Origin of the sequence: Rathayibacter sp. AY1F2, from assembly GCF_002930885.1 — a bacterium.
Lineage (GTDB): Bacteria > Actinomycetota > Actinomycetes > Actinomycetales > Microbacteriaceae > Rathayibacter.
The window spans coordinates 37,578-59,249 of the sequence record NZ_PSVG01000005.1; the positions used below are offsets into that span (position 1 = coordinate 37,578).

Below are 21,672 nucleotides of genomic sequence, written 5' to 3' on the forward strand. Positions count from 1 at the left end.
GCTCCGCCGTTCCTCGCAGTGCGGGCGACCGGGACGGTCACTCGCGTCCCGTCAGCGTCCAGGCGTCCTCGCCGGACCCCTCGTCGTCGTCGTGGTAGTCGGTGGCGACGGGCCCCGTCGGCTCGGCCAGCGGATCCGCGTACGGGTCCGGGGCGACCGAGGACGGCGCGGCCGGCCCCTCGCCCGGGTCCTCGCCGCGCATGCGCGCGAGGACGCCCGGCAGCTGCTCGGCGGTGACCAGCACGTCGCGGGCCTTCGACCCCTCGGAGGGGCCGACGACCTCGCGCGACTCGAGCAGGTCCATCAGCCGGCCGGCCTTGGCGAAGCCGACGCGGAGCTTGCGCTGCAGCATCGAGGTCGAGCCGAACTGCGTGCTGACGACGAGCTCGGCCGCCGCGACCAGCAGCTCGAGGTCGTCCCCGATGTCGGAGTCGATCTCCTTGCGCTGCGCCTGCACGGTGATGTCCTGGCGGTACTCGGGCTGCGCCTGACGGGTGACGTGCTCGACGACCTTCGCGATCTCGTCCTCGCGGACCCAGGCGCCCTGCACGCGCATCGGCTTGTTGGTGCCCATGGGGAGGAAGAGGCCGTCGCCCTGCCCGATGAGCTTGTCGGCTCCCGGCTGGTCGAGGATGACCCGCGAGTCGGTCACGCTGGTCACCGCGAAGGCGAGGCGGCTGGGCACGTTCGCCTTGATGAGGCCGGTCACCACGTCGACGCTCGGCCGCTGCGTGGCCAGCACGAGGTGGATGCCCGAGGCGCGCGCGAGCTGGGTGATCCGCACGATCGAGTCCTCGACGTCGCGCGGGGCGACCATCATCAGGTCGGCGAGCTCGTCGACCACCACGAGGAGGTACGGGTACGGCTTGAGGACGCGGCTGCTGCCCGCCGGGAGCTTGATCTCGTCCGCGCGGACGGCCGCGTTGAAGTCGTCGATGTGACGGAACCCGAACGACGCCAGGTCGTCGTAGCGCATGTCCATCTCCTTCACGACCCACTGCAGCGCCTCGGCTGCCTTCTTGGGGTTCGTGATGATCGGAGTGATCAGGTGCGGCACTCCGCCGTAGATGGTGAGCTCCACGCGCTTGGGGTCGATCAGGACCATGCGCACGTCCTGCGGGCGCGCGCGCATCAGCAGGCTCGTGATCATCGAGTTGACGAAGCTGGACTTGCCGGAGCCGGTGGAGCCGGCGACCAGGAGGTGCGGCATCTTGGCGAGGTTCGCCACGACGTAGCCGCCCTCGACGTCCTTGCCGACGCCGATGGTCATCGGGTGCGTGGACGTCGTCGAGGCCGGCGAGCGGAGGACGTCGCCCAGCGAGACGATCTCGCGGTCCGTGTTGGGGATCTCGACGCCGATCGCGCTCTTGCCCGGGATCGGGGAGAGGATCCGGACCTCGTTGCTGGCGACGGCGTAGGAGAGGTTCTTGCTGAGCGCGGTGACGCGCTCGACCTTGACGCCCGGGCCGAGCTCGATCTCGTAGCGGGTGACGGTCGGGCCGCGGGAGAAGCCGGTGACCGTCGCGTCCACGTTGAACTGCTGCAGCACCTCGGTGATGGCGCGGACCATCTCGTCGTTGGCCGCCGAGCGCGCCTTGGAGGGCGTGCCCGTCGAGAGGGCGGCCGCCGAGGGGAGGCGGTACGGCGCGTCGTCCTCGAACGAGGAGTCGAAGCCGGCGGTCGGGTCCTCCTCGGCGAGGGGCGCGATCGGGCCGGTCTCGATGACGGGCGGTATCGGGACGGCGGGCGCCACGTCGAGGCGGTCGAGCCGGATGACCTCGGTCGCGTCGTCGTCGACCACTCCGGTCGCGCCGCGGGGAGCGCCCGTCTTCTCGAAGCGGGCGAGCGCGGCCTCGGCGGTCTCGGCCTCGGCCAGCACCTCGGTGGCGTAGGAGCGGGTCGGCGGGTGGGCCTCGTCGTCGCGCTCCTCGAGCGCGGTGTCGAAGCCCTTCGCGCGGCCGCGGGCGGGCGCGGTGCCCTCGAGCACCTCGGTGAAGGAGTCGATCGGGAGCTCGGTCTGCACGGTCGGCTCGTCCTCGCGCCCGGACTCGGTGCGCCGCCACCAGGGCAGCTCTCCGCCGTCCTGCTGCGCGTCCTCCTCCTGCTCGGCCTCCGCCTTCGCCGCGGCCTTGGCGGCGGCCCGCTCGGCCTTGAGGCGGGCGCGCTCCTCGTCGTCGAGCACGGGGGCGCCGAAGAGGTAGCCGTAGAGCTCCCGCGAGCGCGCGCCGATGCGGTTCGGCGGGGTCTTGGTGATGATGAACAGCGACAGCAGGATCACGAGCGACAGCAGCACGGTCGCGCCGGGGACGGTGGCGATCGCCGCGAGCGGAGCGCCCACCAGCCAGCCGAGGACGCCTCCCGCTGCCGCCATGGTCTCGATGCCCTGGCCGGGCTGCGGCAGGCCGAGGTGCGCGTGGCAGATGCCGGCGGAGGCGACGAGCAGCGTGATGACGCCCACGCCGATCCGTCCGTTGTCGTCGACGGACCGGGGGTGCCGGAAGAGCCAGAGGGAGAAGAGGAGAAGGACGACCGGCAGCACGTAGGCGACACGGCCGAAGAAGCCGCCGAAGCTCCACGCGTCGAGCACCAGGGCGACCGGGTCGGTCGCGAGGAACCACTCGACGACCGCGCCCGCGACGGCCAGCAGCAGCAGCAGGAAGGGGACGCCGTCGCGGCGCTCCTCCTTCGCCAGCCGCTCGGGACCGAGGGCGCGCGCGGCGCCGCCCGCGAGGTGGGCCAGCGCCATCCAGAGCCGCACGGCGGGGTTGGTGCGCGGGGCGGACTCGAAGGCCACCGTCTTCGTCTCGGCGGCCGCCTTGCCCGAGCCCCGTCCGGATCGCGGCGCGCCGGAGCGCGGAGTCGCGCTGCCGCGCCCGCGCGAGGTCGTCTTGGTACTGGTCGCCATGAGGCCACCGTACCCGCCGCCCCCGTCAGGGCCGGTGACCCGCGCCGCGACGGCCGGCGCCGATCCGCCGCCGGCCGGGAGGCTCAGGCCTCGATGACGAGCGGCACGATCATGGGCCGGCGGCGGTAGGAGGTGTTGACCCAGCGGCCGACGACGCGACGGACGGCCTGCGAGAGCGCGTGCTGATCGCTCGCCCCGTTCCGCACCGCCTCCTCGAGCGCGGCCGCGATCCGCGGCTTGACCTCGTCGAAGACGCTGTCGTCCTCCGCGAAGCCCTTCGCGTGGATCTCGGGGCCGACGACGATCCGCCCCGTGCCCGCCTCGACCACCACGATGATCGAGATGAAGCCCTCCTCGCCGAGGATCCGCCGGTCCTTGAGGTCGGCGTCGGTGATCTCGCCCACCGACGATCCGTCGACGTAGACGAACCCCAGGTCGAGCCGTCCGACGACGGTCGCCCTGCCGTCGAGCAGGTCGATCACGGTGCCGTCCTCGGCGATGATCGTGTTCTCCTCCGCGATCCCGGTCTCACGCGCGAGCTGCGCGTTCGCGACCAGGTGCCGGTACTCGCCGTGCACCGGCATCACGTTCAGCGGCTTGAGGATGTTGTAGCAGTAGAGGAGCTCGCCGGCCGCGGCGTGCCCGGACACGTGCACCTTCGCGTTGCCCTTGTGCACGACGGTCGCTCCGAGCCGCGTGAGCCCGTTGATGACCCGGTACACCGCGTTCTCGTTGCCGGGGATGAGACTGGAGGCGAGGATCACGGTGTCGCCCTCCCCCGGCTCGATCTGGTGATCGAGGTTGGCCATCCGGCTGAGGACGGCCATCGGCTCGCCCTGCGACCCGGTGGACATGTAGACGATCCTGTCCTCGGGGACGTCGCCCGACTTCTTCATGTCGACCAGGACTCCCGGAGGGACGTGCAGGTAGCCGAGATCCGCGGCGATGCGCATGTTGCGGACCATGGAGCGGCCGAGCAGCGCCACGCGGCGGCCCGTGGCGTGGGCCGCGTCGAGCACCTGCTGCACCCGGTGCACGTGGCTGGAGAAGCTCGCGACGATGACGCGGCGGGTCGCCCTGGCCATGACGCTCTCGATGACCGGGCCGATGTCGCGCTCGCTCGGCGTGAAGCCGGGGACGTCGGCGTTGGTGGAGTCGACCATGAACAGGTCGACGCCCTCCTCGCCGAGGCGGGCGAAGGCGCGCAGGTCGGTGATCCGGCCGTCGAGCGGCAGCTGGTCCATCTTGAAGTCGCCGGTGTGCAGCACCGAGCCGGCGTCGGTGACGATCGACACGGCCAGCGCGTCCGGGATCGAGTGGTTCACGGCGACGAACTCGAGCTCGAAGGGCCCGAGGTTCTCGACGTCGCCCTCCTTCACCGTGAGCGTGTACGGCGTGATCCGGTGCTCCTTGAGCTTCGCCTCGACGAGGGCGAGCGTGAGGGTGGACCCGATCAGCGGGATGTCGCGCTTCAGGCGGAGCAGGTAGGGGACGGCGCCGATGTGGTCCTCGTGGCCGTGGGTGAGGACCACTCCGACGATGTCGTCGAGCCTGTCCCGGATGGGCGTGAAGTCCGGGAGGATCAGGTCGACGCCCGGCTGGTCCTCCTCCGGGAAGAGCACGCCGCAGTCGACGACCAGGAGCCTGCCGTCGATCTCGAAGACGGTCATGTTGCGGCCGATCTCGCCGAGGCCGCCGAGGGGGATGATCCGGAGCGTTCCCGGAGCGAGCGGGGCGGGGATGATCACGGGACCGGGCATGCGCCCTCCTTCTCCAGCGGTGCTTTCTCGGGACGTGCCGCTCGGGCTCAGCGGGTGGTGCCGGCGACCTTCGGGAGGGCGCCGCCGGCCGCGGCGTTGCGGTCGGGCCGGAAGTTGCGGAAGTCGACGCCCGGGATGTCGCGGACCAGGCCGAGCTCGTCCTCGATGAGCGCCGCCTCCGACTCCTCCGGGCCGACCAGGGGCAGCCGCACGCGCGGCGAGGAGATGCGGCCGAGGCCGTGCAGGATGTACTTCGCGGCGACGGTCCCGGGGACGTGCGTCATCACGGCGCGCACGAGCGGCTCGAGCTGCTGGTGCGCGCGGGTGGCCGCGTGGAGGTCGCCCGCGTTCACCGCGTCGACGATCGTGCGGTACGGCGCGGCGGCGATGTTCGCGGTGACGCCGATGAGCCCCGTGGCGCCGATGGCGAGCTCGGGGAGCACGTTCGCGTCGTCGCCGCAGAAGTACATCAGGTCGGTCTGGTTGAGCACGCGGCTGACCTCGGAGAGATCGCCCTTCGCGTCCTTCACGGCCAGGATGTTCGGGTGCTTGGCCGCCCGCAGGATCGTCTCGTAGCGGATCGGCACGCCGGTGCGGCCGGGGATGTCGTAGAGGATGACCGGCAGGTCCGTCGCATCCGCGATCATCCGGAAGTGGGTGAGCACGCCCGCCTGCGTGGGCTTGTTGTAGTACGGGGTGACGATCATGTTGCCGTCGGCGCCGGCCTTCTCGCTCTGACGGGCGAGCTGCATGGCGTGGGCGGTCTCGTTCGAGCCGCCTCCCGTGATGATCTTGGCGCGGCCCCCGGCGACCGAGCGGCCGACCTCGACGAGGCGGATCTTCTCCGGGTCGGTCAGGGTGCTGGTCTCGCCCGTGGTCCCGGTGACCACGATGCCGTCCGCGCCCGCTGCGATGCAGTCGTCGATGTGCTTCTCGACACCGGGCCAGTCGACCTCGCCGTCGGCGGTGAACGGGGTGACCAGGGCGACCAGGACCTGGCCGAAGGGATTCTCCGGAGTTGACACGCTGCCAGGGTAGCGGGTCGCCGCCGCGCCGCCGGGAGGAGGTTCCCGGAGCCGCCCGCGCGGACGGCAGCAGGCGATCGGGCGGGACGGCCCGCTCGTCCTCGCCGGGCGGCGGGCTACGGGGCGACTCGGCCGTTCGCTGTGAAGGCGGCGGCCGTGAGGGGCATCAGCTCCTGGAAGTGCGTCTCCATCTGCTCGGCCGCCATCTCGATCTCGCGCTGCGGGAAGGAGGGGAACGTCGAGTCCTCGCGCTTGGTGCGCAGGGAGAGGAAGTTCATCAGCGAGCGGGCGTTGAGCGTGACGTACATCGACGAGTAGATGTTCAGCGGGAGGACGATCCGGGCGACCTCGCGGGCGACGCCCTCGCCGAGCATCCGCCGGTACGACTCGTAGGCCTGCGTGCTGACGCGGCGCGTCTCCTCGGCGACGAGCTCGGCCTGCTCCGCGGTGCCGGGCTCGAAGGAGTAGGCGCCGGGCTTGCCGACCTGCACGAGGTTGCGGCGGGGGCCGGGCACGTAGAAGACCGGACGGAGCTCGCGGTAGCGGCCCGACTCCTCGTTGTAGGAGGCGATGCGGTGCCGCATGAACTCGCGGAAGACGAAGATCGGCGCCTGCACGTAGAAGGTCATCGAGTTGTGCTCGAACGGCGAGCCGTGGCGGTCGCGCATGAGGTAGTTGATCAGGCCGCGGTCGCGCTTGCGCTGCAACTCGGCGTCGGACTCCTCGCCGTCGAGCGCCTCGGCGAGCGTCTTCTCGCCCTGGGTCGAGACGCGGGCCGCGAACAGCACGTCGGAGTCGTGGGCGCTCGCGCGGACCAGCTCGACGACGACATCACTGCGGAAGACGGGACTGCTCGGGTCTGCGCTGAGGCTGCTCTGTTCGGTCACGGATCGAACCTAGACCACGCTCCGACCGCGGCCGTCGTCACATCCCGAAACAGTCGTCCGCGCAGCGCCCGCGCCGACCTACGCTTCCCGGATGGAGCCCGTGACGATCCTCGCCGCACTGCTCGGCCTCGTCGTGCTGGGCGTCGTCCTCGGGGCTGTCCATCGGGCCCGCTCCGGGCGCGTCGCGAGCGCCCCCTCGCGCCAGGACCCCGCGATCGACCCCGGCGAGCTCGTCCCCGGCGCAGTGCTCGGGACCCGGGCCACAGTCGTGCAGTTCTCGACCGACGTCTGCACGCGGTGCCCTGCAGTGCGACGGATGCTCGGGGAGCTCGCCCAGCAGCGGCCCGGGCTGGCGCACCTCGACGTCGATCTGACGCACCGCCCCGACCTCGCGGCGCGCTTCCGCGTCCGGCAGACGCCCACGCTCCTCCTGCTCGATCGAGACGGAGTGCCGCGCAGCCGCATCGGCGGCGCTCCGACCCGCGCAGCCCTGACCATCGAGCTCGACCGACTCCAGGAGACATGATGAGCACCCGCTCCCCCTCCACCACCGGCGCCACTCCCCCGTCCGGCACCGTCGATCCCCGCGGTCCGAGGGTCGCCGCCGGAGTCACCGCCGCACTCCTCCTCACGGCCGTGGGCCTCGGGCTCGCGGCCCCGGCCCGGGCCGACCTCGACGGCCGGCTCTCCCAGCCCGGCTTCCTCCTGCTGCTCGCGCTCGCCGCCCTCTTCGCCTGGTCGGCCGCGCGCGGCGTCGGCTCCGGCCCCTGGGCGGTGCTGTTCCGCCGGGTGGTCCGGCCGCACCTGGCACCGCCCCGCGAGTGGGAGGACGCCCGCCCGCCGCGCTTCGCCCAGCTGATCGGCCTGGTGGTGACCGGCACCGGCGTCCTCCTGCACGTCGCCGGCGTCCCGGGATCGGTTCCGGTCGCCGCGGCCGTCGCCTTCCTCGCCGCCTTCCTCAACGCCGTGTTCGGCCTCTGCCTGGGCTGCGAGCTCTACCTCGTGCTCGCGCGGGCCGGCCTGGTCGGGCGCTCGGCCGGCTCCCGGGCGTGAGGCTCTAGGCTGGGTCCGCTTCGCGGGCGGCCCGCGACCGGCTCCGGGAGGCACCATGAGCGACTCATCCGCACGGCACTCCGACCACGACGGGACCACGGACTCCGGCTCGCCGCGGCGCGCCGCGCGCACGCCGGGCGAGCACGTGTCGACGCCGTCCGAGCTGCCCTCGGCCCGGCCGCATGCGTCCGCTCCCCGGCTCCGCGTCCTGATCTCGGGCGCCAGCGGGATGATCGGCTCCGAGCTGACCCGCCAGCTGCGCGCCGAGGGGCACGAGATCCTGCGCCTGGTGCGCCACGCGCCGTCGAGCCCGGACGAGTTCCACTGGGCGCCCACCTCGCACATGCTCGACTTCAGCGTGCTCGACCGCGTCGACGCCGTGATCAACCTCTCCGGCGCCTCGATCAGCCGCCTGCCGTGGACCGCGTCCTACAAGCGGGAGATCCTCGACTCGCGGATCCAGTCCACGCAGACCCTCACCGACGCGATGCGGATGTCCTCGACCCCGCCGACGACGCTGATCAACGCCTCCGCGGTCGGCTACTACGGAGACCGCCCGGGCGAGGAGCTCACCGAGCAGTCCTCGCGCGGCGACGGGTTCCTCGCCGACGTCGTCGACCGCTGGGAGAAGGCCGCCCACCTCGCGCCCGAGGCCACGCGGGTGGTCACCGCTCGCACCGGGCTCGTCCTCGGCGACGGCGGCGCGCTCAAGCCGCTCCTGCCCCTGACGAAGCTCGGCCTCAGCGGACCCCTCGGCAGCGGCAACCAGGCCTGGCCCTGGATCAGCCTCTACGACGAGGCCGCGGCGATCCGCCACCTGCTCACGTCCTCGCTCTCGGGCCCGGTGAACCTCGCCGGACCGGTGCCGGCGACCGCGAACGACGTGATGCGCACCCTCGCCGAGCAGCTGCACCGCCCGTTCAAGCTGGCCGTCCCCGAGAAGATCATCGAGCTCGCGCTGCGCGACGCCGGGCACGAGCTCCTGCTCTCGAGCCAGCGCCTGGTCCCTCAGCGGCTGCTCGACGACGGCTTCGAGTTCCGCCACCGCACGGTCGGCGAGGCGCTGGAGTGGGTGCTCGCCTGATCCCGGCCGCCCGAGCGGTCCTCGCCCGGCGAGCCGCGCTCGAGTCGCGGCCGAGCGGTCAGGCCGGAGCCTCGTGCTCCAGCGCGATGGCCCGGCGGATGGCGCCTCGGGCGCGCTTGCGGTCGCCGCTGGCGTCGTAGGCGAGGCCGAGACGGTACCAGGCGCGCCAGCTCCCGGGCTGCGCATCGACCTCCTCCGCGTACTGCGGGAACAGCGCGTCCGCCTCCTCCCGGAGCGGACGCCCGCTGGCCCGCGAGTCGAGGACCTCCTGCGGCAGCGCGTTCTCGCCCTCCAGCCGACGGGCCAGCTTCTCGGCGCGGAGCCCGAACAGCAGCTCGCGCACGAGCCCCCAGACGCCGACGGCGCCGAGGATCAGCAGGCCGACGCCCATCACGATGCCGGGCACCGTCGCCGCGGCGAAGGCGACGACGGAGTACTGCAGGCAGACGAACAGGTAGAGGGCGAGCAGGACCGCCATCAGGACGACACCGACGCGGGTCCTCACGGGGTGCTCGTCGCTGCGGCGGCCTGGCCGGACGGAGCCCGGTCGATGACGGGCTGCTCGTCGACCGGCCGCTCGGCGAGAGGCGCGGCGTCGAAGGCGGCGCGCAGGTCGATCAGCGCGTCGAGGCCCACCACCACGCCCGTGGTCGTCCGGACCGCGTCGAGAGCGCGCAGGACGCCCTGCTCGTAGGAGGCCTGCGAGGTGGTGTCGTGCCGGATGGTGACCGTCTCGCCGGTGCCGCCGAAGACGACCTCCTGGCGCGCCTCCACTCCGGGCAGGCGGAGGCTGTGGACCGGGACGCTCGCGACCTGCTGGCCGCGGGCCCGCTGGTCGGTGTGCGGAGCCTGCACCGGACCGAGCTCGGCCCGGGCGCGCAGCAGCAGCTCGGCCGTGCGGACCGCGGTCCCGGAGGGCGAGTCGACCTTGCGGGCGCCGTGGGTCTCAACGATCTCGGCGGCGTCGAAGAACCGCGCGGCCACGGTGGCCAGCGCGGTCGCGAGCACCGAGCCCAGCGAGAAGTTGGGGATGATCACGACGCCGGCCTCGGGCTGCTCGGCGACGCTGCGCCGGAGGGCCGCGATCCGCTCGCCGGTCCAGCCGGAGGTGCCGACGAGCACCTTCCTCCCGTTGGCCACGGCGAAGTCGACGATCTGCTGGCTGACGGCCGGCACGGTCATGTCGACGACGACGTCGGCCGCGAGCATCTCGGCGGGATCGCTCCGCGAGCCGAGCCGCGCGACGAGCGAGAACTCGCTCGACGCCTCGATGAGCGAGCAGGTGAACGAGCCGAGTCGGCCGGACGCGCCGACCACGGCGACGGAGGTAGTCACCGACTCAGCGTAGCCCGCGGCTCAGTACGGCTGGGCCTCGGGCAGGCCGGTGCGCAGCTCCACGGGCAGGTGCGAGAGGTCGTTGTGCACGACGAGCACCGGCGGCTTGCGGGAGCGGACGCGGATGATCGTCAGCCCGCAGTTGGCCTGGTTGAGGCCCAGCCACCGCCAGTCGGGAGCGTCGAACACGTGGCGGACGAACCAGCCGATCACGAAGTTGTGGGTGATGAGGAGGTCGTGGCGGTCCTCGCGCGACGGCGCCAGGAACTCGGCCACCGCGTCCTGCATCTGCGCGTGCCCCGCCTCGATCTCGGCCGCGGTGACGCTGCCGAAGAAGGGCTCGAACGCCTTGGGCATGTCCGGGGTCGGCCCCGAGGGGATGCAGTCGAACAGCAGCGAGGACGGCTGGAGCGGCAGGCTCGGCAGAAGCGTCTGGAAGCGTGCGGCCGTCTCCTCGGCCCGGCGCAGCGGGGAGTGCCACGCTCCGGTGAAGGGGACTCCGCCGAGCCGCTCGGCGATGAGCCTCGCCTGGCGCTCACCACGGGCCGAGAGCGGGCCGTCCGGCATGCCGTGCTCGGCGTCCTGCTGCTCGCCGTGGCGGACGAGGTAGATGTAGTGGGACACGGGGTCCTCCCTGGTGCGGCGCGGCGGTGCGCGGTCAGCGGGCGTTCGACGATCGGATCAGATCGCGGAGGCGCTCTCGATCCCGGCGATCCCGGCGAAGGCCGACTCGTCGACCGCGCCGACGGCCGAGATCGACGACGGCCCCCGGGCCAAGTCTGCCGCGAGTGCCTGGACGTCCTCCGCGCCGACGAGGGCGAGTCGGCGCAGGCTCTCGTCGAGGTCGACGAACTCGCCGAAGGTCAGCTCGGCGCGTCCGAGGCGCGACATCCGGGTGTCGGAGTCCTCCAGCGCGAGCGCCGCCGCTCCCGAGAGCTGGCCGCGGGCGCGCGCGAGCTCGTCGTCGGTGACGCCGTCCTCGGCGAGGCGGTGGAACTCGGTGAGCAGGAGCTCGGCGACCGTCCCCGCCTTCGCCGGGGTGCACGCGGCGTAGAGCCCGAAGAGGCCCGCGTCCGAGTAGGACGGGGCGAAGGAGTAGACGGAGTAGGCCAGGCCGCGCTTCTCGCGCACCTCCTGGAACAGCCGCGAGGACATGCCGCCGCCGAGGATCGAGTTGAGGACGCCCATCGTCATTCGCCGCTCGTCGCCCGCGGCGAGACCGGGGAAGCCGACCAGCAGGTTCGCCTGCTCGGTGGGGCGGTGCACCACCGACAGGGCGCTGCCGCGGGTGTAGGACGCACGGCCGCCGACGCGCCGCTCGACGGGCGGGGCCGCCGTGCCGAGGTCCCAGCCGTCGGCGACGAGGACCCGCTGGAGCAGCGCGACGAGCGCCTCGTGGTCGACGGCGCCGGCGACGGTGATCACCACGTCTCGCGGGCGGTAGGCGGCGCGGTAGTGCGCCCAGACCGCGTCCCGGGTGGCCTCGCCGATGGTCGCGGCGGTGCCCCCGATCGGGCGGCCCAGCGGGTGGTCGCCGAACACGGCCTCGAACAGCTTCTCGCCCGCCACGTCGGCCGGATCGTCGTCCGCCATCGCCAGCTCCTCGAGAATGACCCCGCGCTCGGTCTCGAACTCGTCCGGATCGATCAGGCTCGAGGTCACCATGTCGGCGATCACCTCGACCGCCATCGGGAGGTCGCGGTCCTGGATCTTGGCGTAGTAGCAGGTGTACTCCTTGGCGGTGAGAGCGTTGTGCTCCCCGCCCACGGAGTCGAAGGACACGGCGATGTCGAGGGCGGACCGCTTCTGCGTGCCCTTGAACAGCAGGTGCTCGAGGAAGTGCGTCGAGCCGACGTTGGAGGGCACGGCGGGCTCGCCCGCGGTCGCGGGGCGGCCGGGCCGCTCGTCGCGAGAACCCGCGGCGACCCAGAAGCCGATCGTGGCGCTGCGGGCGCCGGGCACCGATTCGCTGAGGATGCGGACACCGCTCGGGAGGACGGAGCGGCGGACCGTGGATCCGCCTGCGGCCCGGACTGACGTCTCCGGCTGGTCGAGGGGCAGTGCGACTCCGTGATTCATCGTGCCCACCCTAGGCCACCGCGACGGCGGCCCGAGCCGGGCTGTCGCGCCGTGGCGGGAGAGGTGCAGGGGGCGTCGCGGACGGGCGCGGTCAGCGGCGCGCGCGCTCCAGCGCGGCCAGGTGTCCGGGGTCGAGCTCGAGCGAGACCGCGCGCACCAGCGCGTCCACGTCGGCGGGTGAGCGCGGGGCGACCGTCGCGGCGGTCAGCCGCGGCCGGCCGAGCAGCCAGGCCAGGGCGACGGCGGCGGGAGCGGCCGAGAGCTCGGCACCGATCGCGTCGAGGACGGCGAGGACCCGGCGTCCGCGGCGCCCGAGGTGGGCGGCGGCGAGTGCCCCGTCGGGCAGGCGGCCGAGCTCGCGGCGGGTGCGCTCGGCGCCGCGGAGGAACCCGTGGGCGAGGGGGACGGTCGCGAGCAGGGCGAGTCCCTGGCCGGCGGCGACGAGGCCGAGATCGCCCTCCGAGCCGGGCCGCTCGAGCAGGTTCCAGCGGACCTCCGCGCCGGCGAGGCGGGGCAGCCCGTGGGCGGCCAGGACGCGCGCCTCGAACAGCTCCTCCGGGGAGAACCCGGAGGCGACCACCGACCGCACCAGCCCGCGCGCCAGCAGCACGTCGACGGCGCTGAGGAGCTCGTCGAGGCGTCCGGCCCCGTCGGGGCGGACCGCCAGCACATCGAGGCGGTCGGTGCGGAGGCGGCGCAGCGCCCCCTCGACACGGTCCACCAGCGCACGCGGCGTCGCGGGCGCGCCGACCGGAGCGGCGAAGCGGCCGATCAGGAGGAAGCGGTCCCGGTCGCGGTGTCCGGCGGGCCAGCCGCCGACGCCCTCCGCGAGGCTCGAGTCGGTGACGACGACGCCGTTGCCGCCCCACGCCGCGTAGCGCTCGAGCAGCGCGGCACCGTCGTCGCGGCCGAGGGCCGCCGCGTCGAGCACGAAGGGGAAGAGGTCGTGGCCGGAGTCGCCCATCGGCCGGCGGCGCGAGGGTGCGACGGCGGTCGGCTCGACGGGGCCGGTCTCGGCGAGGACGCCGCTCGAGGCGGCTGCGCGGGAGACCGCGGGCGGGAGCGGGACGGCACTGTGACGGGGAGCCCGCACGACGGCGCCGGTCCTGTCCCTGGGCACGCCACCACTCTCCCTGCGGCGGCTCGGGTCCCGCCAGGGGAGAGAGTATCCGAGCGCCGGAGCCGCCACTCCGCCGGGTCGCGCACGGTTCACCAGATCGTTACACGGGCGCCGCCGGCGGGGTCGACTCGCGCCGGCGAGCGGTGCGGCGGGCCCCTCCGTGTCGGCCGTCCGGGCTAGATTCGCGACCATGGACTCCGCCGCCCCGACCCCCTCCGAGACCGCCGCCCCGACCTCCGACTCCCCCGAGCGGGAGACGTCAGCGCCCTGGTGGACGAGCGCCGTCGTCTACCAGATCTACCCGCGCTCGTTCGCGGACTCGAACGGCGACGGCATCGGCGACCTGGGCGGCATCCGCTCGAAGCTCGACCACCTCGCCGACCTGGGGGTCGACGTGATCTGGCTCTCGCCGGTCTACCCGTCGCCGCAGCACGACAACGGCTACGACATCTCGGACTACGAGGACATCGACCCGCGGTTCGGCACGCTGGAGGAGTTCGACCTGCTCCTCGCGGAGGCCCACGAGCGCGGCATCCGCATCGTGATGGACCTCGTGGTCAACCACACGAGCGACGAGCACGCCTGGTTCGTCGAGTCCCGCTCCTCGCAGGAGGACCCGAAGCGCGACTGGTACTGGTGGCGCCGCGGGCGCCGCTCGGCCGAGCCCGGCCGCGAGCTCGAGGCGGCCGCCGGCGCCGGCCTCGACGTCGCCGAGCCGAACGGCTGGCGCTCCTACTTCTCCGGCCCGGCCTGGACGCTCGACCCGGCGACGGACGAGTACTTCCTCCACCTCTTCGCGGTGCAGCAGCCGGACCTCAACTGGGAGAACCCCGAGGTGCGGCACGCGGTGCACGCGATGATGAACCGCTGGCTCGACCGCGGAGTGGACGGCTTCCGGATGGACGTGATCAACCTCGTCTCGAAGGACGTCGGAGCCGTCGACGGCGAGCAGGGCGGCGCGGGCATCGTCGGAGGGGTGGGTCCGCGGCTCCACGAGTACCTCCGCGAGATGCACGAGGCCGTGTTCGCGCACCGCGAGGGCTCCTTCCTCACCGTCGGCGAGATGCCCGGGGTCACCCTCGAGGAGGCGGTGCTGGTGACCGATCCCGAGCGGCGTGAGCTCGACATGGTCTTCCAGTTCGAGCACGTCGGCATCGACCACGGAGTCGACAAGTTCCACCCGGTGCCGCTGGACCTGGTCGCCTTGAAGGCCAACCTCGCGCGCTGGCAGGACGGCCTGGCCGAGCGCGGCTGGAACAGCCTGTACCTCGGCAACCACGACCAGCCGCGTCTCGTCTCGCGCTTCGGGGACGACGGCGCGCACCGCTACGAGTCCGCGACCCTCTGGGCGACGCTCCTCCACCTCCAGCGCGGCACGCCGTACATCTACCAGGGCGACGAGATCGGGATGACGAACGTCCCGTTCGCCGGCATCGAGGACTTCCGCGACGTCGAGTCCCTGAACTACTGGGCCGAGGCTGTCGGCGAGCGCGGCGAGGACCCGGCGACCGTGCTCGCCGGGCTGCGCGCGCAGAGCCGCGACAACGCCCGCACGCCGGTGCAGTGGGACGACGGCCTCCAGGCCGGCTTCACGACCGGCGAGCCGTGGATCGCGGTCAACCCGAACGCCGCCGAGGTGAACGTCGCCGCCGATCGGGCCGCCGAGCGGTCGGTCTTCGAGTACTACCGGGCGCTGATCGCGCTGCGGCACGCCGACGAGACGGTGCAGCTGGGCCGCTTCGCGCTGCTGGAGCCCGAGCACCCCGCGCTCTTCGCCTTCACGCGCACCGGACCGGGCGAGCTGCTCGTCGTCGGGAACGTGTCCGGTGAGCCGCTCGAGGTGCCGCTGCTCGAGGAGTGGGCGGCTGCCGAGACGGTCCTCGGCAACGTCGCCGGTGCGACCGGGTCGACGCTCGGCCCGTGGGAGGCGCGCATCCTGCGCCGCTGAACCTCGCCGCGCCCCGCTCCGAGCACGGCGCGGGGCGCGGCGCCCGACGGCGGTGGACCAGCGGGCGACGGCCTCAGGCGGAGACGCGGTCCAGTTGAGCGACGTCGCTGCGGGTCAGCGGGAGCGCGGCCGCCGCGAACAGCGACTCGAGCTCCGCGGCGTTCCGCGCCCGGACGATCGCCGCCGAGACCTCCTGGTGCGAGAGCACCCAGGCGAGCGCGACCACGCCGGGCTCCGTGCCGTGGGCCCCGGCGATCTCGTCGAGGGCCGCGAGCACGCGGGAGCCGTGGCGGCCGACGTAGTCCAGGCCCGCCTCGAACAGGGCCGACTCCGGCTCGTCCGTGCGGCTGCGCAGGGCGCCGGTGAGGTAGCCGCTCGCCAGGGGCAGCCGCGCGAGGGTGCCGAGCTCGAGCCGCACCACCTCGGGGGCGACGTCGGTCTCGTAGGTCCGGCGCTCCATCAGGCTGTACTCCGACACGACGGCCGAGAGCGACGGCAGCGCGAACGCGGTCGCCGTCTCGTGCAGCGCCGTGATCGCGGCTCCGCTGAAGTGCGCGGCGCCCAGGGCGCCGACCGAGCCGTCCGCCAGGAACGGCGCGACCGCCGCCAGGCTGTCGGCGATGGGGATCCCGGGGTCCTCGCTGTCGAACGAGAGCAGGTCGATCCGGGTGCCGAGCCGCTCGAGGCTCCCCTCGATCGCGATGCGGACGTCCTCCGGGGCGAGGCCCGGCGCGTCCGGGTGCCGGCCGACCTTCGTCGCGACCAGCATCCGCTCGCGCAGCCCGCTCTGCTCGAGCCAGCGGCCGATCATGTACTCGCTCCGACCGGTCGCGTAGTGGTCCGCGGTCGAGATCAGGGTGCCGCCGAGACGGCCGAACGCGTCGAGCACCTCGGTGGTGTCGTCGATCCCGGCGGCCCAGCCGAAGACGGAGCCGTCGAGGGCGAGCGGATGCACGGGGAGGCCGGTCCGACCCAGGGTGCGTGAGAGGAGGGGCGTCTCCGGCTCGGTGGCCAGGGGCGTCGGGTCGGTCACGGAGTCCTCCGGTCGGGGCGGTGCGGCGCGGTCCCGCCACCGTACCCCATGCCCCCGCCGACGACGGACGCCCGCCCCACCGGAGTGGGACGGGCGTCACGGTCGTGCAGGAGGGATCAGCTCTCGGCGGGAGCCTCTGCCTCGGCCTCCTCGGCCACGACGGGCGCGAGGGACAGCTTGCCGCGGTCGTCGATCTTGGTGATCTGGACGAGCAGCTTCTGACCGACTCCGAGGACGTCCTCGACGTTCTCGACGCGCTTGCCGCCGGCGAGCTTGCGGACCTCGCTGATGTGCAGCAGTCCGTCCTTGCCGGGGAGGAGCGAGACGAACGCGCCGAACGTCGCGAGCTTGACGACGGTTCCGAGGAACTGCTCGCCGACCTCGGGGTTGGTCGGGTTCGCGATGGCGTTGACCTGCGCACGCGCGGCCTCGGCCGACGGGCCGTCGACGGCTCCGATGTAGACGGTGCCGTCCTCCTCGATGGAGATGTCGGCGCCGGTCTCGTCCTGGATCGCGTTGATCGTCTTGCCCTTGGGGCCGATCAGCTCGCCGATCTTGTCGACGGGGATCTGCACCGAGATCACGCGGGGCGCGGTCGGGGCCATCTCGTCGGGCTGGTCGATGGCCGCCGTGAGCACCGCGAGGATCGTGGTGCGGGCGTCCTTGGCCTGCTTGAGCGCGGCGTCGAGCACCGACGACGGGATGCCGTCGAGCTTCGTGTCGAGCTGGATGGCCGTGACGAACTCGGCGGTTCCGGCGACCTTGAAGTCCATGTCGCCGAGCGCGTCCTCGGCGCCCAGGATGTCGGTCAGCGCCGCGTAGCGGGTCTGGCCGTCGACGACGTCGGACACGAGGCCCATCGCGATGCCCGCGACCGGGGCGCGCAGCGGCACTCCGGCGTTGAGGAGCGACAGGGTCGACGCGCAGACCGAGCCCATCGAGGTCGAGCCGTTGGAGCTCAGCGCCTCGGAGACCTGGCGGATCGCGTAGGGGAACTCCTCGCGGCTCGGCAGCACCGGCACGAGGGCGCGCTCGGCGAGGAAGCCGTGCCCGATCTCGCGACGCTTCGGCGATCCGACGCGGCCGGTCTCACCGGTCGAGTAGGGCGGGAAGTTGTAGTGGTGCAGGTACCGCTTCTTGGTGACGGGCGACAGCGAGTCGATCTGCTGCTCCATCTTGAGCATGTTCAGCGTGGTGACGCCCAGGATCTGGGTCTCGCCGCGCTGGAAGATGGCCGAGCCGTGGACGCGCGGGATGACCTGCACCTCGGCGTCGAGCGGGCGGATGTCGGCCAGGCCGCGTCCGTCGATGCGCACGCCGTCGCGGAGGATGCGGCCGCGGACGACCACCTTCGTGACGGACTTGTACGCCGCTCCGACCTGGTTGTAGGCCTCGGCCGACAGCTGACCCGACGCGATGCGCTCGGCGATCTGCTCCTTGACGCGCGCCTTGAGGGCGTCGTCGGCGTCCTGCCGCTCGACCTTGTCGGCGATCTGGTACACGCGGACGAGCTCGTCGTAGCTGAGCTCGGCGACGTTGTCGTAGGTCTCCTGCGCGTAGGGCAGGAACACCGGGTAGTCCTTGACCGGCTTCGCGGTCTCGGCGGCGAGCTTCGCCTGCGCCTCGACGAGTGCGCGGAGGAAGGGCTTGGCGGCCTCGAGGCCCTCGGCGACGACGTCCTCGCTGGGCTTGGTCGCACCCGCCTTGATGAGGTTCCAGGAGGACTCCGTGGCCTCGGCCTCGACCATCATGATGGCGACGTCCGAGGAGCCGTCCTCGTTGGTGACGACGCGGCCCGCGACGGTGAGGTCGAAGACGGCGTTCTCCAGCTGGGAGGCCTTGGGGAAGGCGACCCACTGGTCGTTGCCGGAGCCGTCGGACATGAGCGCCAGGCGGACGCCGGCGACCGGGCCGGAGAACGGCAGGCCGGAGATCTGCGTGGACGCGCTCGCGGCGTTGATCGCGAGGGCGTCGTAGAACTCGTCCGGCGCGATGCTGAGGACCGTGATGACGATCTGGACCTCGTTGCGCAGGCCCTCGACGAACGAGGGGCGCAGCGGCCGGTCGATCAGACGGCAGACCAGGATCGCCTCGGTGGAGGGGCGGCCCTCGCGGCGGAAGAACGAGCCGGGGATCTTGCCGGCGGCGTAGGAGCGCTCCTCGACGTCGACGGTCAGCGGGAAGAAGTCGAAGTTGTCCTTCGGGTTCTTCGAGGCCGACGTGGCCGACAGGAGCATGGTGTCCTCGTCGAGGTAGGCGGCGACGGCGCCCTGAGCCTGCTGCGCGAGGCGGCCGGTCTCGAAGCGGACGGTGCGGGTACCGTACGAGCCGTTGTCGAGAACGGCTTCGGCGAATGTGATTTCAGGACCTTCCAAGAGGTCTGTCTCCTTAACGTCTGCAGCGGCGCCCCTTCTGGGCGCCGGCGTTCGTCGGAGCAGCGGTCCGGTCAGGAATCGAGACGATCCCACGGCAGGGCTTCGCGCCGTGCCGTCGTGTGGAGGGCGTTCGTGCTGGCCACCAGTAGAAGAGCTCCGGGCTGTCGCGACCTGTGCCGCGAGCGGGACGTGCCGCCTGCGACTCGTGCCGCGGCGGCCCGTGCTCTGTCGCACGCTGCCGCTGTCCGGGACTCCACCACCGAGGACCAGCTTCCTGCCGGCCTGCTCCGTGGCTCGAATCCTGGGTCGACCGGCGGTCGCTTTCGGATTCGGAACCGGTTCATGCTATCAGCCGCGGTGCGGTTCCTCCATGGACCGCGCCGACCCGGCCGGCCCTCCGCCCGTCAGCCCCGCGTCTCGTGCATCAGCAGCTCGACGCGCAGCCCGCCCCTCACCGTCACGATGCGGGCCGGCACGCGGGGCGACCTCCCCGCCTCCGAGAGCCGGGCGAGGGCGGCCTCGACCACGTTCTCGAGACCGCGCGGCACCTGGCCGACGAGCCCCGAGGGGCGCTGGGCCGCGAACAGGCGGACCGGCATCGGAGCGTCCACGCGCTCCTCCTCCGCGGTGCGGCGCGGGATCACGGCCGTGACCTCGTCCTCGCCGAGGGCGAGCACCCGCGCGATCTCGTCCTGGTGCGGCCGGGAGTCGGCGAGGCGGAGGAGGGTGTCGCCGCGCCGCGACTTCGGGCGCAGCTCGTAGTCGTAGTCGTCGAGCTTGCCCGAGCCGCGGTCGTCGGAGGGGAGGGGGTTCGCGTCGCCGCGTCCGAACGGGAAGAGCTTCATGCCTCCATTGTCCAGCTCGCGGCCCCTCCCCCCGCTCGCGTCAGGCGGTGCGCCGCATCCGGGCGATCGCCGCGAGCACCAGGACGAGCACGACGGCGACGAAGCCGAGCAGGACCGGGACGGCCGGCAGGAGCGCGAGCGCGGCACCGATCGCCAGGACCGGCACCGCGAGGCCGAGGTAGGCGGCGAGGAACACGGCCGCGAGCACCTCGCCGCGGGTCTCGTCGGTGGCGAGCGAGCCGGCGACTCCGAGCGCCAGGCGGAAGAGCAGGCCCACGCCCGCTCCCGCGAGCACCCCGCCGATGATGAAGGCGGACACCGAGACGATCACGGCGCCGGTCGCGACCAGCAGCAGCCCGGCCGTCAGCGCCACGGCCGCGAGGCGGAGCGCCGTCCGCGAGGACAGCCGGATCGAGACCAGCTGCGCGACGGCTCCGGCGGCGAAGACCCCGAAGGAGATCGCGCCCGCCTCGAGGTGGGAGGTCTCGCCGAAGCGCCCGGCGAGGAAGGTCGGCGCCAGCGAGGTGAAGAGGCCGAATACGGCGAACCCGGCGAACGCGCCGACCGCGGCCGAGAGGAAGACGCCGCGGGAGGCGGCCGGCACGGCCAGGCGCTGCGGACGGTAGGCCGGGAGGACCTCGCGCCGCTCGACCGTCTCGGGGACGAGCGCGACACCGATCCCGAGGACGACCAGGAGGACGAGGAACACGGCGTACGGGACGACCAGAGGCTCGCGCACCGTCACGGCGAACACCCCGCCGACGAGCGGGCCGAGCGCCAGCCCGCCCATGTTCACGAGGGCGGAGACGGCGCGGGAGGTGCCGGGGCCCTCCTCCGGGCGGGCGACGGCGCGCAGCTCCGAGAGGTGGGCGGTGGCCGTCGCGGTGAGCGCGCCGACGCCGAGCCCGGTCAGCAGGCGGGCGAGGATCAGCCCGGGCACGTCCGGCCAGAGCAGGAACACGGCGGCCGCCAGGACCTCGACGAGGATCGACGCGAGCAGGATCCGGCGGCGGCCGAGCCAGTCGCTGACGTGCCCGGCGAGGAAGAGGCTCGCCACGACTCCGACCGCGTACGCGGCGAAGACCACGGTGACGACGAAGGCCGGGAACCCGTCGCGCTGCTGGTAGATCGCGTAGAGCGGTGTCGGCACGGTCGAGAACGCCATCACCGTGAGGAAGGCGACGGCGATCACCCAGAAGCCGTGACGGTGCGGGAGCTCGCGGCGATGGACGGACGGGAGGGAGCGCTCGGTGGTGGTCACAGTGTCCACAGTGCTCCGCCCCATCATCCGTGTCCAACGGAGGATCTCGGTTGGATTGATCGTCCCTGTTGGATAATGTGCGCATGGACGACCGCCAGCTCGCCGCCTTCGTCGCCGTCGCCGAGGAGCTCAGCTTCACCCGGGCGGCCGCGCGCCTGTTCGTCGTGCAGTCGACCCTCTCGGCGAGCATCCGCTCGCTCGAGCAGGAGCTCGGCTCGCCGCTGTTCGCCCGCTCGACCCGGCGGGTGGCGCTCACCGCGGTCGGCGAGGCGCTCCTGCCCTCGGCCCGATCGGCGATCGACAGCCTCGACCGGATGCGCTCGCTCGCGGCCGACGACGCGGCGGGGCTCCGCGGGCGGGTGCGGGTGGGCACCTTCTCCGCCCTCGACCTCGTCGACCTGCCCGGCGCGCTCGGCGTCTTCCGCACTCGGCACCCGCTGGTGGACCTGCTCCTGCGCACCTCGACCACCGGCTCCACCGGTCTCGCCGAGGACCTGCGCCGCGGCCTGCTCGACGCCGCTCTGCTGGCACTGCCGGCGACGCAGCTGCGGGGCCTGGCGGTGACGCGGCTGGTGCGCAGCGACTACGTCCTGCTGGTGGAGAGCGCGCATCCGCTCGCCGCGGCGGGACCGCCCTCCCCGCAGGACCTCGACGGGCTCACCTTCGTGGACACGCCCGCCGGCTTCGGCAACAGGGTCGCCGTCGACCTCGCCTTCCGCGAAGCCGGGGCGTCGCGCCGGGTGGCCACCGAGGTCGCCGATCTGCCGGGGATCCCCCGCTTCGTGCAGGCGGGGCTGGGGCCGGCGATCGTGCCGCGCGCGGGCGTCGAGCCGCTGGAGGGCGTCACGGCCCTCGCGCTCGACTGGCCGGGGCTGGTCTGGGAGCTCTCGGTCTGCACGGCGCCGCGCCCCTCCGCCGCGGTGCAGGCGCTCACGGCCGTGCTGGCGGAGCGGTCGGCCTAG

General features: G+C 73.1%; 18 protein-coding genes. 5 read left to right on the top strand and 13 right to left on the bottom strand.

The annotated features are described in order from the left end of the window. Window positions 1-37 precede the first annotated feature (37 nt). The 4 genes from C5C54_RS05705 to thyX all read right to left on the bottom strand — a co-directional run bounded on the left by C5C54_RS05705 (window position 38) and on the right by thyX (window position 6,577). The gene (locus tag C5C54_RS05705) at window positions 38-2,905 is read right to left on the bottom strand and encodes a DNA translocase FtsK (protein WP_104287950.1); all 2,868 of its coding nucleotides are present in this window, start codon (window positions 2,903-2,905) and stop codon (window positions 38-40) included. Window positions 2,906-2,988: 83 nt separating this feature from the next. Then, window positions 2,989-4,665: a ribonuclease J gene (locus C5C54_RS05710; protein WP_104224470.1), complete on the bottom strand. Its 1,677-nt coding sequence runs from the start codon at window positions 4,663-4,665 to the stop codon at window positions 2,989-2,991. 47 nt (window positions 4,666-4,712) lie between these two features. Further along, window positions 4,713-5,690 (bottom strand): 4-hydroxy-tetrahydrodipicolinate synthase, encoded by a 978-nt coding sequence (gene dapA, locus C5C54_RS05715; RefSeq protein ID WP_104224469.1) that lies wholly within the window; start codon window positions 5,688-5,690, stop codon window positions 4,713-4,715. A gap of 116 nt (window positions 5,691-5,806) precedes the next feature. Continuing rightward, complete coding sequence (gene thyX, locus C5C54_RS05720) at window positions 5,807-6,577, bottom strand: FAD-dependent thymidylate synthase (protein ID WP_104226301.1); 771 nt, start codon at window positions 6,575-6,577, stop codon at window positions 5,807-5,809. Window positions 6,578-6,668: 91 nt separating this feature from the next. Here thyX and C5C54_RS05725 point away from each other — a divergent pair, with 91 nt between their 5' ends. Genes C5C54_RS05725 through C5C54_RS05735 form a run of 3 tightly spaced genes read left to right on the top strand, consistent with a single transcriptional unit; the run spans window position 6,669 to window position 8,714 of the window. Then, complete coding sequence (locus tag C5C54_RS05725) at window positions 6,669-7,103, top strand: thioredoxin family protein (protein WP_104267086.1); 435 nt, start codon at window positions 6,669-6,671, stop codon at window positions 7,101-7,103. Next, window positions 7,103-7,630 (top strand): DUF4395 domain-containing protein, encoded by a 528-nt coding sequence (locus C5C54_RS05730; protein ID WP_104224466.1) that lies wholly within the window; start codon window positions 7,103-7,105, stop codon window positions 7,628-7,630. The genes C5C54_RS05725 and C5C54_RS05730 overlap by 1 nt, the downstream gene beginning before the upstream one ends. 55 nt (window positions 7,631-7,685) lie before the next feature. Beyond that, the gene (locus C5C54_RS05735; RefSeq protein WP_104287951.1) at window positions 7,686-8,714 is read left to right on the top strand and encodes a TIGR01777 family oxidoreductase; all 1,029 of its coding nucleotides are present in this window, start codon (window positions 7,686-7,688) and stop codon (window positions 8,712-8,714) included. Between the two features lie 58 nt (window positions 8,715-8,772). Here the strand turns inward: C5C54_RS05735 and C5C54_RS05740 are convergent, their stop codons facing one another. The 5 genes from C5C54_RS05740 to C5C54_RS05760 form a co-directional block, all read right to left on the bottom strand. Beyond that, window positions 8,773-9,219 carry a tetratricopeptide repeat protein gene (locus tag C5C54_RS05740; RefSeq protein WP_104233263.1) on the bottom strand — a complete coding sequence of 149 codons (447 nt, stop codon included), beginning with the start codon at window positions 9,217-9,219 and terminating at the stop codon, window positions 8,773-8,775. After that, complete coding sequence (dapB, locus tag C5C54_RS05745; protein ID WP_104287952.1) at window positions 9,216-10,049, bottom strand: 4-hydroxy-tetrahydrodipicolinate reductase; 834 nt, start codon at window positions 10,047-10,049, stop codon at window positions 9,216-9,218. The genes C5C54_RS05740 and dapB overlap by 4 nt, the downstream gene beginning before the upstream one ends. A gap of 21 nt (window positions 10,050-10,070) precedes the next feature. After that, entirely contained in the window at window positions 10,071-10,673 is a 603-nt protein-coding gene (locus tag C5C54_RS05750) for a histidine phosphatase family protein (protein ID WP_104224462.1), read from the bottom strand. A gap of 57 nt (window positions 10,674-10,730) precedes the next feature. After that, a complete protein-coding gene (locus C5C54_RS05755; protein WP_104224504.1) occupies window positions 10,731-12,128 on the bottom strand; it encodes a pitrilysin family protein in 1,398 nt (465 codons plus the stop codon). Between the two features lie 91 nt (window positions 12,129-12,219). After that, a complete protein-coding gene (locus C5C54_RS05760; protein WP_181065686.1) occupies window positions 12,220-13,248 on the bottom strand; it encodes an aldo/keto reductase in 1,029 nt (342 codons plus the stop codon). A gap of 190 nt (window positions 13,249-13,438) precedes the next feature. Here C5C54_RS05760 and C5C54_RS05765 point away from each other — a divergent pair, with 190 nt between their 5' ends. Next, a complete protein-coding gene (locus C5C54_RS05765; protein WP_104233260.1) occupies window positions 13,439-15,196 on the top strand; it encodes an alpha-glucosidase in 1,758 nt (585 codons plus the stop codon). A 73-nt stretch (window positions 15,197-15,269) separates the two neighbouring features. Here C5C54_RS05765 and C5C54_RS05770 read toward each other — a convergent pair whose 3' ends face one another. The 4 genes from C5C54_RS05770 to C5C54_RS05785 form a co-directional block, all read right to left on the bottom strand. After that, complete coding sequence (locus C5C54_RS05770) at window positions 15,270-16,229, bottom strand: aldo/keto reductase (protein WP_104260622.1); 960 nt, start codon at window positions 16,227-16,229, stop codon at window positions 15,270-15,272. A gap of 116 nt (window positions 16,230-16,345) precedes the next feature. Further along, window positions 16,346-18,604, bottom strand: coding sequence for a polyribonucleotide nucleotidyltransferase (locus C5C54_RS05775; protein WP_104226293.1), 2,259 nt, complete (start codon window positions 18,602-18,604; stop codon window positions 16,346-16,348). A 404-nt stretch (window positions 18,605-19,008) separates the two neighbouring features. Continuing rightward, the gene (locus tag C5C54_RS05780) at window positions 19,009-19,449 is read right to left on the bottom strand and encodes a hypothetical protein (RefSeq protein WP_104226292.1); all 441 of its coding nucleotides are present in this window, start codon (window positions 19,447-19,449) and stop codon (window positions 19,009-19,011) included. Window positions 19,450-19,489: 40 nt separating this feature from the next. Next, entirely contained in the window at window positions 19,490-20,710 is a 1,221-nt protein-coding gene (locus C5C54_RS05785; RefSeq protein ID WP_258063234.1) for an MFS transporter, read from the bottom strand. Window positions 20,711-20,793: 83 nt separating this feature from the next. Here C5C54_RS05785 and C5C54_RS05790 point away from each other — a divergent pair, with 83 nt between their 5' ends. Continuing rightward, window positions 20,794-21,672, top strand: a complete 879-nt coding sequence (locus tag C5C54_RS05790; RefSeq protein WP_104233255.1) for a LysR family transcriptional regulator — start codon at window positions 20,794-20,796, stop codon at window positions 21,670-21,672.

Excerpts from the sequence above, each read along its gene's own strand:
- C5C54_RS05735 (WP_104287951.1), top strand. The coding sequence starts at position 7,686 with ATGAGCGACTCATCCGCACGGCACTCCGACCACGACGGGACCACGGAC.
- C5C54_RS05730 (WP_104224466.1), top strand. The coding sequence starts at position 7,103 with ATGAGCACCCGCTCCCCCTCCACCACCGGCGCCACTCCCCCGTCCGGC.
- C5C54_RS05780 (WP_104226292.1), bottom strand. The coding sequence starts at position 19,449 with ATGAAGCTCTTCCCGTTCGGACGCGGCGACGCGAACCCCCTCCCCTCC.
- C5C54_RS05705 (WP_104287950.1), bottom strand. The coding sequence starts at position 2,905 with ATGGCGACCAGTACCAAGACGACCTCGCGCGGGCGCGGCAGCGCGACT.
- C5C54_RS05755 (WP_104224504.1), bottom strand. The coding sequence starts at position 12,128 with ATGAATCACGGAGTCGCACTGCCCCTCGACCAGCCGGAGACGTCAGTC.
- C5C54_RS05725 (WP_104267086.1), top strand. The coding sequence starts at position 6,669 with ATGGAGCCCGTGACGATCCTCGCCGCACTGCTCGGCCTCGTCGTGCTG.
- C5C54_RS05710 (WP_104224470.1), bottom strand. The coding sequence starts at position 4,665 with ATGCCCGGTCCCGTGATCATCCCCGCCCCGCTCGCTCCGGGAACGCTC.
- C5C54_RS05765 (WP_104233260.1), top strand. The coding sequence starts at position 13,439 with ATGGACTCCGCCGCCCCGACCCCCTCCGAGACCGCCGCCCCGACCTCC.
- C5C54_RS05790 (WP_104233255.1), top strand. The coding sequence starts at position 20,794 with ATGGACGACCGCCAGCTCGCCGCCTTCGTCGCCGTCGCCGAGGAGCTC.